Source organism: Thermoanaerobacterium xylanolyticum LX-11, from assembly GCF_000189775.2.
Taxonomy (GTDB): domain Bacteria; phylum Bacillota; class Thermoanaerobacteria; order Thermoanaerobacterales; family Thermoanaerobacteraceae; genus Thermoanaerobacterium; species Thermoanaerobacterium thermosulfurigenes.
Genome location: NC_015555.1, coordinates 172,166 through 187,847 on the forward strand (window position 1 = coordinate 172,166; position 15,682 = coordinate 187,847).

A 15,682-nucleotide genomic window follows, 5' to 3' on the forward strand; every position below is an offset into this window, starting at 1 on the left:
TGCTTTTTTTGGGATTTTTTAATAAACTTTTTAAAAATAAAAACAATGATAATAGGGAAGGCAAAGATGTGGAAAGTCCAAAGGTTAAAGAAGATATTGAAGAAAATATAAAGTACATAAAGGATATGTTAAAAGATTCTGATGACATAATTTACAGAGAATTTTGGGTTGGGGAGGAATTCCAGCACAAATTAGAGTTAGTATTTGTGGATGGGCTTGTGGACAAAGGCATCATAAACGAGCACGTGATGCATTCCCTTATGCTTGATTCAAGGCAGGCAAAACCTTCAATTGATGAGATCAAAAAAAACATATACGAAGTAATTAAAAAGGCAGCCATAACTGGCGGCGACATAAAGGAAATTGACGATTTAGACAAATGTATAACATCTATACTTTCAGGTGATACTGCTCTTTTCTTAGATGGACATTCTAAAGTTGTCATTATATCCAGCAGAGGATGGCAGATGAGATCTGTTGCACCTCCTGAGACAGAAATGGTTGTAAGGGGAGCAAGAGAAGGTTTTACTGAGACTTTGAGGGTGAATACAGCTCTTGTCAGAAGGTGGATAAGGGATCCAAAGTTTAAGATAAAGCAGATGCAAATAGGAAAAAGGTCTAAGACGGATATTGCTTTACTTTACATAGATGACATAGTCAATAAAGATTTATTGTCATTGATAAAAGAAAGGCTTAATCAGATAGACATAGACGGTGTTTTAGAAAGCGGCTACATTGAGCAGCTTATAGAAGAAGACTGGCATTCACCATTTCCACAGATGCTTAACACCGAAAGACCTGATAAAGTGGCTGCGTCAGTGTTGGAGGGAAGGATTGCCATACTAATAGATAATTCACCCTTTGCCCTGATAATACCTACAACGTTGGCTACACTATTCCAATCGCCTGAAGACTATTTTGAGAGATGGATGATTTCCTCACTTCTCAGGATACTAAGGTTTACGGCGGCAATCATTGCCCTTGTAGGTCCATCTATATACATAGCTTTTACATCATACCATCCTGGCATGATACCTACAAAATTAGCTCTTTATATAGCGTCAACAAGGCAAGGTGTCCCATTTCCTGCCTTTATGGAAGCATTGATAATGGAAGCGACTTTTGAACTTTTAAGAGAAGCCGGAATAAGGCTTCCTGTTCCAATAGGTCAGACGATAGGTATAGTAGGCGGTTTGATCATCGGTCAGGCTGCTGTAATGGCAGGAATCGTAAGCCCGCTGATGGTAATAGTGGTAGCAGTTACTGCCGTTTCGTCTTTTTCTATACCCAGTTACAGCGCTGCCATTGCCTTTAGACTTTTAAGGTTTGCTTTTATGCTATTAGCGGCTGTATTGGGGTTATACGGCATAATGCTTGGCTTTATAATTATGCTGACACATTTAGTTGTGCTTAAAAGCTTTGGACTACCATATTTATCTCCATTTGTAGAGATAAATTTAAGCGATTTGGCAGACACAATTATAAGAGCGCCGCTAATGGTCTTTAAAAAGAGGCCCCCTACACTTGATACTCAGGATAAGAAGCGGATGAAAGATTTAAGGCCGGAAAAGATCGAAAGCGTAGAAGTAGACCGGAGGGATAATAATGATAAAAAACAATGACAAGATTTCAGAAAATCAGCTTTCTATATTGCTTTTTACTACTATGTTGGGAGCTGGCGTATTAAGCTTGCCTGCAGACGTGGCTAAAGCAGCAGGACCCAATGGTCTTATTGTGATACTTTTAGGGGGACTTGTGGCATTGGTATTTGCCAGGATTATAAGTTATGTAGCGTCAAGATTTCCGACGGAGACATTTGTAGAGTATTCCGAAAAGCTTCTGACTAAGCCTGTGTCTATTTTGCTTACAATATTCTTAATAGTGTATTTTTTGATTTTTTGCAGTTTGAATTTAAGGATATTCGGTGAAGTTGCAAAGTCATACCTACTGAATAGCACCCCTATAGAGGTTATAATGATAACTTTGCTTTTCACATCAGCGTACATTGTGCGATATGGGATAGAACCCATTGCAAGGATGTCAGAGATACTTTTCCCTATAATGGTTATACCTGCAATTATCATCCTTTTGCCAGCCATTACAGATATAGATTTAAGCAATTTTTTGCCTGTGCTTAGGATTTCACCTTTAAGGCTTGCAAAAGGTGTTTTGCAGACTACCTACAGTTTTATCGGATTTGAAATATTGTACGTCATATTTCCATATATTCAATTAGGAAACAAGCTAAAAAAAAGCATAAATGTATCATTTTTTTCTATAATATTTTTTTATCTTTACATCACGTTTTTTACCATAGGCATATTTGGATACAAGGAAACAAGTGTTCAATTATGGCCATTGCTTACAGTCATAAAATCCATAAATTTTCCGGGCTTTTTTATTGAAAATCTTGAAAGCCTTATAATGGGTATCTGGACGTTTGCGGTGTTTACATCTATATCGGCTTTTCATTATGCTGCTACACTGAGCTTGTCAAAGCTTATAAAGGCGAGGGAACATTCATATCTGGTTATACCGCTCATACCCATCATATACTTCATGGCACTTATACCTGAATCAATCGTAGAGGTATACAGATACGCATCATACGCCATATATTTAGCTCTGTTTTTTGTGATCATCCTTCCTTTGTTAATGTGGGCTATAGTGAAAATAAGGCATGGAGGTGAAAAGCAATGAAGAAACTCATTATCACATTGATACTGATTATACCGTTAATTTTGACAGGATGCTGGGACAAAGTAGAAATAGAAGACAGAGCATTTGTGATGGCTATAGGGATTGACACGTCGAATCAAGCCAAAAATTACGTAGTGACTTTCCAATTTCCAAATGTAAAACAGGTGTCCAGTGCTGCAGGTGGCGGTGGTGGCGGTGGTGGACAGCCTAATTTTTCCATTTCAGAAATTGGGGATACAGTTTTTTCTGCATCCCGTCATGTAAGCACAAGGCTTGATAAAAGGCTTTTTTTAGGTCATACGAAAGCTGTAATATTAGGCAAGGATGTAGTCAGCAATAGGGATAAATTCCTTGAAGTGTTGGATACTTTAGATAGAAGCTATGAATTAAGCAGGAAGTTAAGGTTGCTGGTGACAAATGGCAAGGCACAAGATATACTGCTTAAAAATTACAAATTTGATCCAGATATTGGTGCATATATTGATGATATATTTAAACAGTACAACAGGACGTCAATATTTCCTAATATAGATTACAATAAAATAACTAAATCGTTGCATGACACAAATGGAAATGCCATAATTCCAGTCATATCAGCGGGAAAAGATGAACTAAAAATTGCTGGTTCTGCCATCATAAAAAATTACAGACTGGCGGGATGGCTGTCAGATGGGGAAAACATGGGGTACATGTGGCTTATGGGCTTTGTAAAAGGTGGAGACATTACGTTTAACATGCCTACAACTGACGGTAAGGAAGTAAAGGTGCCATTTAACATCACAAATACAGTTATGAAGAGACAGGTTACTGAACAAAATGGAAAAATAATATACAAATTAAAATACGATGTTGAAGGAGAAGTGACAGAATACAGCTTTCAAAAGCATGGACAGATGTTTGACACAAATGTATTAAGCACAATGGAGAAAAAAGCTGACGGCGTAATTAAAAAAATGATAAATGAGTCACTTAAAAAATTTCAGAAGGACTTAAAAGTCGACATGATTGGTGTAGGAGACTACATTGAGAAGTACAATCCTTCGCTTTGGAGCAAAGTTGGGCCAACTTGGAATGAGAAATTTCCGGATGTTGTGGTGGAGCCTATTGTGACTACGCACATTAGGCGGATAGGTTTATTTAGATAAATTTTGTATAATTCCCATTTTGTTTGGCAATAATTGAAATCGAAGACAATTTTAATTGCAATTGTCAAATAAAAATAATTGGGGGATTATACATAATGAAGCGTTTTTTTGCAATTGTTCTGATAATTTCTACAGTATTCCTCTTTGAGATAAGTAAAAACGATGACACATACGCCATGAAAAAAGATATCTCAAATAAGCTTATCAGATTTCACGTTATAGCCAACAGCGATTCTAAAGAGGACCAAAGCCTAAAGCTAAAAGTGAGAGATGCTGTAATCAAAAGCATGAACGATAAATTCATCGGTGTGACGAATCTAAAGGAGTCAGAAGAAATAATAAAGAAGAACATACCATACATACAAAAGATAGCGCAAGATGCTGTTTACGCCAATGGGAAAAATTATGGTGTCAAAGTCATGTACGGTCGCTTTGATTTTCCTACAAAATACTACGGAACAATCACACTGCCTGCAGGAAATTATAATGCACTTAAGATTGTTATAGGCAAAGGAGAGGGGAAAAATTGGTGGTGTGTGATGTTTCCGCCACTGTGTTTTATCGATATAACACATGGGCTTACAAGTGAAGAAACGAAGAAGGAATTAAGCAGGTTCTTGTCAGAAGATGAATTGTCCATGATAGAGACAGAAAAACCACAGGTAAAATTTAAAGTTGTGGAAGTGTTGGAAAGATATTTTAATGAAATAAGAATGGCATTAAAAGATTAGGAGGAAAACTTAGATGACGAAGTACACACAGAATGATGCGCCTTTATTTGAGGCGCTTAAAAATTATGTAGAGGAAAATGTGTATGCCTTTCATGTTCCAGGGCATAAGCACGGGAAGGGAAATAGAGAATTTACCCAATACGTTGGAAGTGCAGTGATGGGCATTGACGTCAACAGCATGGAGGATTTGGACAATCTTGCAAATCCAGTAGGTGTAATAGAAGAAGCACATAAACTTGCAGCAAAGGCCTTTGGTGCGGATTATGCCTATTTTTTGGTCAACGGCACTACGTCTGGAATACAGGCTATGATAATGGCGGCTACAGAGCCGGGTGACAAGATAATCATGCCGAGGAATGCTCACAAATCAGCTTTTTCAGCCCTCATTCTATCAGGTGCAGTACCTGTTTACCTGTATCCTGAAATAGATGAAGATTTGGATATAGCATTAGGAATTAGCGCCGACAAGGTACAAGAGGCAATTTTAGCCAACCCTGACGCTAAAGCAGTTCTCATATTGAATCCTACGTATTACGGCATTACGTCAGAATTAGAAAAGATAATCAATGTGGCACACGAGAATAATATGGCGGTTTTGTGCGATGAAGCGCATGGAAGCCATTTTTATTTTCATCCTGACATGCCTCATGGTGGTATTACACTTGGCGCTGACATTTGTGCCCTTAGTATACATAAAACGGGTGGCTCAATGACACAAAGCTCTCTTCTTTTGTCTAAGGGCAATAGAGTAGAAGTGTCTTCAATAAAGTCAATTTTAAACCTTTTGCAGTCTACGTCTGCTTCATACGTTTTGATGGCATCACTGGATGTGGCGAGAAAACAGTTGGCTACTAAAGGTGAAGAAATGCTCATGAAAGTCATAGAACTTTCAGAATACGCTCGTGAGGAAATCAACAAGATAGATGGATTAAAAGCCATTACTCAAAAAGATATAATGAGCCCATATATGTTAGATCCAACTAAACTTGTCATAAATGTATCAAAGACAGGCATGACGGGATACGAGATAATGAGAGAATTGAGGCTTAAATATCACATCCAGTTGGAGATGGCGGATCTTAGCAATATAATGGCAATAATAAGCCTTGGCGATGAAAAGGATGATGTAGAGCATCTAATACGCAGTTTAAAGGAATTTGCCAAGATGAATAAAAACAACGGTGAAATAACAACAGGAAACATAATAAGGCCGGAAGTCATCGTTGCTCCGAGAGATGCGTATTACAGCAAAAGCAGGTCAATTCTTTTGGATGATGCAGAGGGTGAAATATGTGCTGAGATGATTATGGCATATCCGCCGGGAATACCAATGATTTGCCCAGGTGAGAGGATAACAAAAGACATAATTGAAAGAGTAAAGCTGCTTAAAAGGCAGCATTGTCAGCTTCAGGGTACTGAAGATCCAAACATAGATCATATAAAAGTTTTGGGACACGTGTATAAAGTTTGATTCTCTACAAAAAATATCTACAAATACTAATTTGTAGAGGAGGAAAGAGATGAAAAACTATTCTATTTCAAGGATAAAAGTAGTTTTGCTTATATTAATATTATTTACGACTTTTTGCGTCGAGCTAAGCACATTAAACATGTCCATGAAGACAATGGCGAATTTGTATTGGGGCAATTCTGGTTCAGACGTATCGAGAGTCCAATCAAGGTTAAAAGATTGGGGATATTACGACGGACCTGTAGATGGATTTTTCGGAGTCAGAACATGGCTGGCTGTGAGAAAATTTCAGGCCAATAATGGACTTAATGTGACTGGAATTGTAGACGATCAGACGAAGGTGGCTTTGGGATTTAATATTAGCCAATACACTTCAATATCAAGTACATACACTCCAACGACATCTACTACTACAAACGACGATGTATACCTTTTGGCAATGCTTATAAACGGTGAAGCGAGAGGTGAGCCTTTTATAGGCAAAGTGGCCGTTGGAGCGGTTGTGATGAACAGAGTAAGGTCACCGATGTTTCCACATACAATTGCAGGCGTGATTTTCCAACCTGGAGCATTTTCTGCGGTTGATGATGGGCAAATGTGGCTTCCTCCCACTCAGGACTGCATAAGAGCTGCTCAGGATGCAATAGCAGGATGGGATCCAACAGGTGGAGCACTATATTATTACAATGCATCGAGAGTACAAAATTACTGGATTTTTAACAGGCCAATAATAACTCAGATTGGCAACCATATATTTGCAAGGTAGGTGATGTAAATGAAGAGAGTATCAACAGTCGTGATGCTTCTTTTGCTTTTAGTAGTAGGTGCATGGGGATACAATCAGTACATGCAGAAAGTAACGTACCATAGATATTTACAGGCACAGTACGATAGGTCTTTTTATCAGCTTGTAAACAGCATAGAAAATATAGAGACATCAACAGGTAAGTTGATGGTTTCATCTCAGGAAAATACTACAATACCAATTCTAAGCGATGTATGGAGGCAGGCTTTTGAGGCACAGGAAAACTTAAGCCAGCTTCCCATAAGCCAGCCTGAATTAGACAACACTTCAAAGTTTTTGTCTCAAATCGGCGATTATTCTTACAGCCTTACAAAAAACGTCGCTGACGGCAAAAAATTGACAGACAAAGATTTAAAGACAATATCAGAGTTACACAACTACGCAGTGTATCTTGGCAAAAGTTTGCAAGATTTAAGAAGCAAAATACAAGGCGGGTACGATTTGGACAATTTAAATAAAAAAGGCACTCAGAAGATGAGCCAGATAGATAGCAAAATATTGAATGTGAATATGAATACTGTAAATCAACAGATGTCTAACTATCCAACACTTATATACGATGGACCTTTTTCTGAAAGTCAAGCAAAGCTGACGCCAAAAGGATTGACTGGCAGCAATGTTTCGTACGATAACGCAGTGTCAATAGCAAAAAGGTTTTTAGGAAAACCAATATTGTCTGCGATTAAATACAGTCCTAACAATGGAAAGATAGACGCGTATGGAGTAGAATTAAAGCTGACTCAAAATGCTCCTTCTATATATGTGAATGTAAGCAAGAAGGGCGGGCATGTAATATGGCTTATGGATCAAAGGGCAGTTTCTAAAGTGAACATATCAGAGACACAAGCACTAAACTATGCTACGAAGTTTTTAAAATCACATGGTTTCAGCAATATGGAAAATACTTATTCTATAAAGGCCAATGGAACGGTCCAATTTAATTTTACTCCTGTTCAGGATAACGTAAGAATATATCCTGACATTGTCAAAGTAAAAATTGCATTGGACAATGGCGACATAGTAGGTTTTGACGCTACATCGTACTATATGTCACACGTTGATAGGAAAATAGAAAAACCAAATCTTACTGAAGCTGAAGCGCAAAGCAAAGTTAGCAAAAATTTGAAGATTGAAAGTAGCCGATTATGCATAATACCATTAGATGGTGGCAAAGAAGTTTTGGCTTATGAATTTAAAGGAACCTACAGCGGTGATACATTTTACGTGTACATTAACGCGGAAAATGGCGTCGAAGAAAAGATTTTAAAAGTCATAAAGACAAATCAAGGCAATCTGACGATGTAATCTCTTTTAGAATAAAAAAGCGTTTAGCAGGAAAAATATAAATGGGCCCAAAAGGAGGAATTGAAAATGAGTAGACGTCGCAATAGCCTCATGTCAGATAACCTGAAAGAGGAATTGGCAAAAGAGTTAGGCGTTTACGACATTGTAAAGACTGAAGGTTGGGGAAGTGTATCATCTCGTGACTGCGGCAATCTTGTAAAACTCGCTATCAAGAAAGCCGAGGAAAGCATGGTACAGAACAATAACTTCTAAGTCTCCTCATTTAAAGCCCAGAAAGGCCGGGGAAGATAAATTTCTTCTCTGGCCTTTTAACGTTTATAATGACTTAAAAAATTTTTAATGCTAAACTAAAATTGTAGACATTTAATAGCAAACGCGATAAAATTATTGTGTAAAAAATGTTTAAAAATAATCAATAAATTTGTAGAGATTTGAGGTGAGTTATATGACAAAGCTGGATCGCCACAACAAAATATTAAAAATCATCAAAGAGAAAGATATTGAGAATCAAGAGGAATTAGTCAATGAATTGCAAAAAGAAGGGTTCATTGTGACTCAAGCAACCATATCGAGAGATATAAAAGAATTGAAGTTAGTAAAAATATTAAGCAGTGATGGGAAAAGATACAAATATTCCACCAGAGACGTAAATGAAAATATCACGTTGGATAAATTTTTATCGCTTCTTTCTAAAGTAATTGTAGATATAGATTATTCAGGCAATATAATTGCAATTAAAACGTTGTCTGGTGCTGCATCCAGTGCTGCTGAAGCTATCGATGAATTGAATTGGAGTGAAATCGTAGGCACTATTGCAGGAAATAATACTATTTTTGTGCTTATCGATAAAGATGATAATGTAAAAGAGGTAATAGATAGATTAAGAAAAATAGTCGATACACAAATTGGGGAAAATATTAAAGAATTAGGCTGATTTTAAAAACGATATAGGAGGCAAAATTAGATGAATTTATTCAGAAAGAAGTCGGCAGATCAACTGCTTGAGACTGCTGAGAAGACGAATTTAAACAAAAAACTTACTGCCATTGATTTGGCTGCATTGGCCATTGGTTCTGTCGTCGGAACAGGAGTGTTTGTGTCAACTGGTGAAGGTGCTTTAAAAGCGGGTCCAGCAGTGATTATCTCTTATATAATTGGTGGCGTGACGGCTGTATTAGCTGCTTTTATATTTGCTGAGTTGGTTACAATGTTTCCGGTAGCTGGCAGCACATATACTTATTCTTATGTTGCTTTTGGTGAAATAATTGCTTGGATAATAGGATGGGATTTACTCTTGGAATATCTTATATCTGCAAGCGCTGTGGCGTCAGGATGGTCTGGCACGTTTATCGGATTTTTAAAAACTCTTGGCATCACATTGCCTAAAGTCATAACTACACCTCCAATTTCTGGCGGTATCATGGATTTGCCTGCAATTTTGATTACTGCGTTTGTGACATGGATTTTGTACGTTGGCGTAAGGGAAAGTGCCACTGTAAATAATTTGATAGTTCTCCTAAAAATTGCTGTCATAGGATTGTTTGTATTTTTAGGGTTTAGTCATATTAAGATAGCCAATTTTACCCCATTTGCACCGTATGGATTTAAGGGAATAATGACTGCAGCAGCTATCATATTTTTTGCATATGTAGGCTTTGATGCTGTTTCTACTGCGGCAGAGGAGACGAAAAATCCTACAAGAGATGTTCCTTTAGGACTTATGGTAGCGGTGGTATTGATTCTTGTCATATATATGGCTGTTGCTATAACATTGGTTGGGATGGTACCTTTCAAACATATAGATCCAAACAATGCACTTCCTGGTGCTCTTTTAAGTGTTGGGATTAACTGGGGTTCTGCACTGGTTGCTACAGGTGCTATTGTAGGCATGGTTTCGACGCTTTTAGTGACTTTGTATGGTCAGATAAGAATTTTTATGGTGATGGCACGTGATGGTCTTTTGCCAGAGGTTTTTTCAAAAGTTCATCCAAAGTACAAAACTCCTCACATAAATACATTGATTACATGTGTTTTGACTGCTATTATTGCTGGGTTTCTTCCATTAGATGAAATAATTGAGCTTACCAACATCGGTACATTAAGTGCTTTTATCATTGTATCGATTGGCGTATTGGTGCTAAGAGTAAAGATGCCAAATGCTGAAAGAAAGTTTAAAGTGCCGTTCGTGTGGATTGTAGCGCCTCTTACGATGATATTTAGCTTGTACCTTATCATCAATCTTCCGATGGTGACCCTTGCGAGATTTGTGATATGGATGATAGTAGGCTTAATCATTTATTTCGCGTACAGCAGATATCACAGCACTTTAAATGTAAGATAAGATCATTAAAAATCAAATTTTTCTGAATAAGAATAACCGGGCTTAAAACCTGGTTATTTTTTTGTAAAAAATTCGAATTAATATTTTATGCAGTGAATGTATAAAAGTTTGTATAGGTTTGTATATTTTGTAACAATTAGCGACATTAAAAGACATTTATGAATAAAAATCAATCAGTATGCAAGTAAAAATTCATATTTTTTTATAAAAATCGGATAAATACATAAATTTCAGAGAATATACGCATATTTAAGAGGTAAACCGTTATTTCTCTCAGAGAAAACCATATCATATAAAATTAAAATATTTTAAGATTATTGCTGCTTTATTGAATAAGCATTTTAGATGTATAATTGCGATGAACAGATGATGATAAATAAATTTAGAAATGGAGGTAGCAATATGGAATCCTGTGTCAGTATTGATTCTTTGAGCATAAACGTCTATTCTGAAATAGGCGTATTAAAAAAAGTTTTACTACACAGACCTGGGAAAGAAATTGAGAATCTAGTTCCAGACTATTTAGGAAGGCTTTTGTTTGATGATATACCATATCTCAAAGTGGCTCAACAAGAGCATGATAAATTTTCAGACGTATTGCGAGAAAATGGAGTAGAGGTATTATATGTTGAAAATTTGATTGCAGATGTCTTAAATGACGATAATATCAAAAATGAATTCATTGAAGAATTTTTGAATGAAAGCGGCATAATTTTACCTGTTTTAAAGGATGCTTTGAAAGAATATCTTCTTAGCATGAATACAGAAGAAATGATTGACACGATAATTGCTGGAATACGAAAAGATGATGTAAAGCTTAAAAATGTCAATTCTCTTTCAGGTATAATTAAAGATGATTACCCGTTTTACCTTGATCCGATGCCAAATCTATATTTTACCAGAGACATTGGTGCTTCAATTGGAAATGGTCTTTCCATAAGCAGAATGAAAACTGAAGCAAGAAGAAGAGAAACGCTTTTTATAAAGTACATTCATAAATATCATGATCTTTTTAAAGATGCAAATATTCCTCTTTGGTACGACAGAACAATGCCTTTTTCCATCGAAGGAGGAGATGAACTGATATTATCAGATGAAGTGATGGCAATTGGATGCAGCGAAAGAACATCGTCGGAGGCAATTGAGATTTTAGCTAAAAATTTATTGAATGGTAACACAAGTTTTAAAAAAATATTAGTCTTTGAAATTCCTAAAGCCCGCTCTTTTATGCATTTAGATACTGTATTTACAATGGTTGATTACGACAAATTTACTATACATTCAGGTATACAGGGAACTCTCAGTGTTTATGAAATTTCAAATGGAATGGATGGTACTCTAAAGTACAGGAATGATACAAATTCACTTGAAAACATTTTAAGCAACGCATTAGGATTAGATTATGTTGAACTTATAAAATGCGGTGGCGGTGATCCAATAATCTCAGGGAGAGAGCAATGGAATGATGGATCTAATACGCTGGCAATAGCACCTGGTGTTGTTGTAACATACGAAAGAAATTATGTTTCTAACGAATTGTTGGAGAAAAGAGGTATAAAAGTTCTAAGAATACCAAGTGCAGAGCTTTCAAGAGGTAGAGGTGGCCCAAGATGCATGAGTATGCCTCTCGTTAGAGAAAGTTTAAGATAAAAACTAAAAAAATTTAAGGAGGAATTGTTATGCCAATAAATTTAAAAGGAAGAAGCTTTTTAACACTTAAGGATTTCACAACAGAGGAAATTAGGTATTTGCTGGATCTATCGCACGATCTAAAAGCAAAAAAGAGAAATGGACTAAAAGATAAACTTCTTGATGGTAAAAATATAGTTCTCTTGTTTGAGAAGACATCTACGAGGACAAGATGTGCGTTTGAAGTGGCTGCATTAGATGAAGGAGCGCATGTGACGTATTTGGATATGAACAGCTCTCAGATGGGCAAGAAAGAATCGCTGGAAGATACAGCAAAAGTTCTTGGCAGATTCTATGATGGAATCGAGTATAGAGGTTTTGAACAAAAAGTTGTTGAAGATCTCGCAAAATATTCTGGAGTTCCTGTTTTTAATGGGCTTACAGATGTGGATCATCCTACACAAATATTGGCAGATATGCTTACAATAGAAGAACATGTAGCAAAACCACTTAACAAAGTAAAAATAGTTTTTGTAGGTGATACAAGAAACAACATGTCTTATGCATGGCTGTATGGATGTGCAAAAATGGGAATGCATTTTGTGGCTTACGGACCTAAAGAACTGTGGCCAGATAGATCTGTTCTTGATGAGGCAAATAAAATTGCAGAGGAAACGGGCGCTATACTTGAAGTTACGGATGATATCGAAAAAATTAAAGGTGCAGATGTCATATACACAGATATATGGGCTTCAATGGGAGAAGAAGATAAACTGGCTGATAGAGTAAAACTTCTTACACCTTTTAGAGTTGATATGGAAATGTTAGAAGCCACACAGAATCCAGAAGTTATATTCATGCATTGCTTGCCATCTTTCCATGATTTTGAAACGAAAATGGCTAAGGATGCAAAAGAGAAAATGAATCTTGATATTAGAGAAGTTACTGATGAGGTTTTCAGAAGCAAACATTCAGTTGTTTTCGATGAAGCAGAGAATAGAATGCATACAATTAAAGCAGTGATGGTTGCTACTCTATAATGTATTTTACAATGGGTTAGGTTATATACCTATCCCATTGTAAAAATAAATGTATAGGAGGGAAATATATGGATGGCAGTGTTGGGAAGCAAAAAAAGTTGGGGCTAATGCTTTTAATAGCATTAGGAGTGGGTTCGATGATTGGTGGAGGTATATTCAATAGCCCTACTGATCTTATTGGTGTATCAAATCCGCAGTCGGCTCTTATTGCATGGCTGATTGGTGGTATTGGCATAGTGTCGCTGGCGCTTGTGTTTCAGATGCTGGCCAATAAAAGGCCCAGTTTAACAGGTGGAATTTATTCTTACGCAAGAGCAGGTTTTGGAGAATTTGTAGGATTTAATTCTGCATGGGGTTACTGGTTAAGTGCTTGGCTTGGTAATGTTGCATTTTTGGTTTTACTTTTCAAAACATTTAATAGTTTGCTTGGAAAAGGACATGAATTAAAACCAGTAGTTACTTTTATAGTTGCTTCAATTTTACTTTGGATAATACATTATATTATTACAAGAGGAATTAAAGATGCTGGCGTTGTAAATGCGATTGTAACAGTTGCAAAACTGCTTCCATTGATTTTAGTCATCATATTTGGATTGATAGTTTTCAAGGTTCCAATTTTCAATGTACACAACTGGACAACAACACTTGCATCCGATGGCAGTGCAAGCAGCTTAATAGGACAAATAAAAGGTGCAATGGGAACCATATTGTGGTGCTTCATAGGTGTTGAAGCCGCAACAGTATTGTCTGAAAGAGCTGAATCTCAAAAAATAGTAGGTAAAGCAACAGTTTTAAGCATTTTAATTACACTTTTGATTTACATGCTTATATCGACTATTGCAATGGGCGTTGTGCCTGCAAAGGTTTTAGCAAAAGCCAGCACTCCATTGGCAAATGTACTTCAAGCTACAATATTAGGAGGCGCTGGTGGAGTTATCGTAAAGCTTGGTCTTATAGTATCACTTTTAGGGGCAACTTTAAGCTGGATACTGTTAGCTGCAGAAATTCCTTATGTAGCAGCAAAGGATGGAGTAATGCCCAAGTGGTTTTCCAAGGAAAATAAAAACGGAGTTCCAATCAATTCTCTTATTTTGACTAATGTGTTAACTCAAATATTTTTGGTGTCATTGTTATCTGACAAATTACAATCTGCATACTACACATTGTATTATATGGCAACTACATTGATACTTGTACCATATCTTTTTTCAGCATTGTTTTCTTTAAAAGTATGTAATGAAGATAAATCTATAGTTGCTGATACGGTAATTTCTTTGATAGCTACTATATATTCTTTATACGTAATTTATGCCGTAGGCATATCCTACTTAGGTCTTGCATTCATTATGTATGCAATAGGCATAATTCCTTATTATATAGCAAAAAGAGAAAGAGGAGAAAAAGTCAGTAAAGCTGAAGTCATATCTATGATAATAATGATTTTAATAGCGATTATCATGATTTATGAAGTTGCGACAGGAAAAATAACACCGTAGAGAGGAGAAAGTAACATGGCAAGAATTGTTGTAGCACTTGGAGGAAATGCACTTCAGGAAAATCCAAAAGATACATCGGCAGAAGCACAGCTTAAGACAGCACATAGCACTGCAAAAGCAATTGTGGATCTTATAGAAGATGGACATGAGGTTATCATTTCTCATGGCAATGGACCGCAGGTAGGACAAATTGTATCAACCTATGAAACCGCCAATTCTGTAAATAAAAATATACCTGTTATGCCTTTTCCTGAATGCGGTGCATTTAGTCAAGGATACATTGGTTATCACCTGCAACAGGCGATTAGAGACGAGATGATAAAAAGAGGCATCAATAAGGACGTTGCGTCTGTGGTTACACAGGTGGTGGTTGATAAAGATGATCCAGGGTTTAAAAATCCGACAAAACCTGTAGGTTCATTCTTCACTGAAGAACAGGCTAAAAAATTAATGGAAGAGAAAGGATATGTAATGAAAGAAGATGCTGGCAGAGGTTATAGGAGAGTTGTCGCATCGCCAATGCCGAAAAAGATCGTTGAAGAGGAATTGATAAAAACGATTGTCAATGCAGGACATGTGGTTATTGCGGTAGGCGGTGGTGGCGTGCCAGTAATTGAAAATGAAGATGGAAGCTTAAAAGGCGTTCCAGCAGTTATAGATAAGGATTTGGCTTCTGAAAAGTTGGCTGAAATTTTAAATGCGGATATTCTCATGATACTTACGGCTGTAGAACAAGTTGCGATAAACTTCAACAAGCCAGATCAGAAAGACTTATCGCTGTTGACGGTAGAAGAAGCCAAAAGATATATAGAAGAAGGACATTTTGCAGAAGGTTCAATGTTGCCTAAGGTCAAAGCGGCAATAATGTTTGCAGAGTCTAAGACGGGACGAAAGTCGATAATAGCATCATTAAGCAAAGCGAAATTGGCAGTAATGGGTAGAAGTGGAACTTCCATAATCTTAAGTCCTGTTGTCGAAAGAAAACTTGCCGATTTAAAAGCTTAAAAGATTGTAAAGTG

Annotated in this window: 14 protein-coding genes; all 14 read left to right on the plus strand. The window is 36.7% G+C overall.

What is annotated here, in order from left to right; all coding sequences use genetic code 11:
• Positions 1 to 8: 8 nt before the first annotated feature.
• The 14 genes from THEXY_RS00875 to arcC all read left to right on the plus strand — a co-directional run bounded on the left by THEXY_RS00875 (position 9) and on the right by arcC (position 15,668).
• Entirely contained in the window at positions 9 to 1,622 is a 1,614-nt protein-coding gene (locus tag THEXY_RS00875; protein WP_041592043.1) for a spore germination protein, read from the plus strand.
• Entirely contained in the window at positions 1,606 to 2,700 is a 1,095-nt protein-coding gene (locus tag THEXY_RS00880; protein WP_013786985.1) for a GerAB/ArcD/ProY family transporter, read from the plus strand. Before THEXY_RS00875 ends, THEXY_RS00880 begins: the two co-directional genes overlap by 17 nt.
• Positions 2,697 to 3,845, plus strand: a complete 1,149-nt coding sequence (locus THEXY_RS00885) for a Ger(x)C family spore germination protein (RefSeq protein WP_013786986.1) — start codon at positions 2,697 to 2,699, stop codon at positions 3,843 to 3,845. The genes THEXY_RS00880 and THEXY_RS00885 overlap by 4 nt, the downstream gene beginning before the upstream one ends.
• Positions 3,846 to 3,940: 95 nt before the next feature.
• Positions 3,941 to 4,576: a stage II sporulation protein R gene (gene spoIIR / locus THEXY_RS00890; RefSeq protein WP_013786987.1), complete on the plus strand. Its 636-nt coding sequence runs from the start codon at positions 3,941 to 3,943 to the stop codon at positions 4,574 to 4,576.
• A 13-nt stretch (positions 4,577 to 4,589) separates the two neighbouring features.
• The gene (locus THEXY_RS00895) at positions 4,590 to 6,047 is read left to right on the plus strand and encodes an aminotransferase class I/II-fold pyridoxal phosphate-dependent enzyme (protein WP_013786988.1); all 1,458 of its coding nucleotides are present in this window, start codon (positions 4,590 to 4,592) and stop codon (positions 6,045 to 6,047) included.
• Positions 6,048 to 6,096: 49 nt separating this feature from the next.
• A complete protein-coding gene (sleB, locus tag THEXY_RS00900) occupies positions 6,097 to 6,813 on the plus strand; it encodes a spore cortex-lytic enzyme (RefSeq protein ID WP_013786989.1) in 717 nt (238 codons plus the stop codon).
• A 9-nt stretch (positions 6,814 to 6,822) separates the two neighbouring features.
• A complete protein-coding gene (gene ypeB, locus THEXY_RS00905) occupies positions 6,823 to 8,157 on the plus strand; it encodes a germination protein YpeB (RefSeq protein ID WP_013786990.1) in 1,335 nt (444 codons plus the stop codon).
• A 66-nt stretch (positions 8,158 to 8,223) separates the two neighbouring features.
• Complete coding sequence (locus THEXY_RS00910) at positions 8,224 to 8,409, plus strand: small, acid-soluble spore protein, alpha/beta type (RefSeq protein WP_013786991.1); 186 nt, start codon at positions 8,224 to 8,226, stop codon at positions 8,407 to 8,409.
• 193 nt (positions 8,410 to 8,602) lie between these two features.
• Entirely contained in the window at positions 8,603 to 9,091 is a 489-nt protein-coding gene (locus tag THEXY_RS00915; protein ID WP_013786992.1) for an arginine repressor, read from the plus strand.
• A gap of 30 nt (positions 9,092 to 9,121) precedes the next feature.
• Complete coding sequence (locus THEXY_RS00920) at positions 9,122 to 10,498, plus strand: amino acid permease (protein ID WP_013786993.1); 1,377 nt, start codon at positions 9,122 to 9,124, stop codon at positions 10,496 to 10,498.
• A gap of 402 nt (positions 10,499 to 10,900) precedes the next feature.
• Positions 10,901 to 12,148 carry an arginine deiminase gene (gene arcA, locus THEXY_RS00925; protein ID WP_013786994.1) on the plus strand — a complete coding sequence of 416 codons (1,248 nt, stop codon included), beginning with the start codon at positions 10,901 to 10,903 and terminating at the stop codon, positions 12,146 to 12,148.
• A 29-nt stretch (positions 12,149 to 12,177) separates the two neighbouring features.
• Positions 12,178 to 13,167 carry an ornithine carbamoyltransferase gene (gene argF, locus THEXY_RS00930; protein WP_013786995.1) on the plus strand — a complete coding sequence of 330 codons (990 nt, stop codon included), beginning with the start codon at positions 12,178 to 12,180 and terminating at the stop codon, positions 13,165 to 13,167.
• Positions 13,168 to 13,235: 68 nt separating this feature from the next.
• Positions 13,236 to 14,663, plus strand: coding sequence for a basic amino acid/polyamine antiporter (locus THEXY_RS00935; protein WP_013786996.1), 1,428 nt, complete (start codon positions 13,236 to 13,238; stop codon positions 14,661 to 14,663).
• A 15-nt stretch (positions 14,664 to 14,678) separates the two neighbouring features.
• Complete coding sequence (arcC, locus tag THEXY_RS00940; protein ID WP_013786997.1) at positions 14,679 to 15,668, plus strand: carbamate kinase; 990 nt, start codon at positions 14,679 to 14,681, stop codon at positions 15,666 to 15,668.
• Positions 15,669 to 15,682 lie beyond the last annotated feature (14 nt).

Excerpts from the sequence above, each read along its gene's own strand:
- THEXY_RS00880 (WP_013786985.1), top strand. The coding sequence starts at position 1,606 with ATGATAAAAAACAATGACAAGATTTCAGAAAATCAGCTTTCTATATTG.
- THEXY_RS00885 (WP_013786986.1), top strand. The coding sequence starts at position 2,697 with ATGAAGAAACTCATTATCACATTGATACTGATTATACCGTTAATTTTG.
- spoIIR (WP_013786987.1), top strand. The coding sequence starts at position 3,941 with ATGAAGCGTTTTTTTGCAATTGTTCTGATAATTTCTACAGTATTCCTC.
- THEXY_RS00895 (WP_013786988.1), top strand. The coding sequence starts at position 4,590 with ATGACGAAGTACACACAGAATGATGCGCCTTTATTTGAGGCGCTTAAA.
- sleB (WP_013786989.1), top strand. The coding sequence starts at position 6,097 with ATGAAAAACTATTCTATTTCAAGGATAAAAGTAGTTTTGCTTATATTA.
- ypeB (WP_013786990.1), top strand. The coding sequence starts at position 6,823 with ATGAAGAGAGTATCAACAGTCGTGATGCTTCTTTTGCTTTTAGTAGTA.
- THEXY_RS00910 (WP_013786991.1), top strand. The coding sequence starts at position 8,224 with ATGAGTAGACGTCGCAATAGCCTCATGTCAGATAACCTGAAAGAGGAA.
- THEXY_RS00915 (WP_013786992.1), top strand. The coding sequence starts at position 8,603 with ATGACAAAGCTGGATCGCCACAACAAAATATTAAAAATCATCAAAGAG.
- THEXY_RS00920 (WP_013786993.1), top strand. The coding sequence starts at position 9,122 with ATGAATTTATTCAGAAAGAAGTCGGCAGATCAACTGCTTGAGACTGCT.
- arcA (WP_013786994.1), top strand. The coding sequence starts at position 10,901 with ATGGAATCCTGTGTCAGTATTGATTCTTTGAGCATAAACGTCTATTCT.
- argF (WP_013786995.1), top strand. The coding sequence starts at position 12,178 with ATGCCAATAAATTTAAAAGGAAGAAGCTTTTTAACACTTAAGGATTTC.
- THEXY_RS00935 (WP_013786996.1), top strand. The coding sequence starts at position 13,236 with ATGGATGGCAGTGTTGGGAAGCAAAAAAAGTTGGGGCTAATGCTTTTA.
- arcC (WP_013786997.1), top strand. The coding sequence starts at position 14,679 with ATGGCAAGAATTGTTGTAGCACTTGGAGGAAATGCACTTCAGGAAAAT.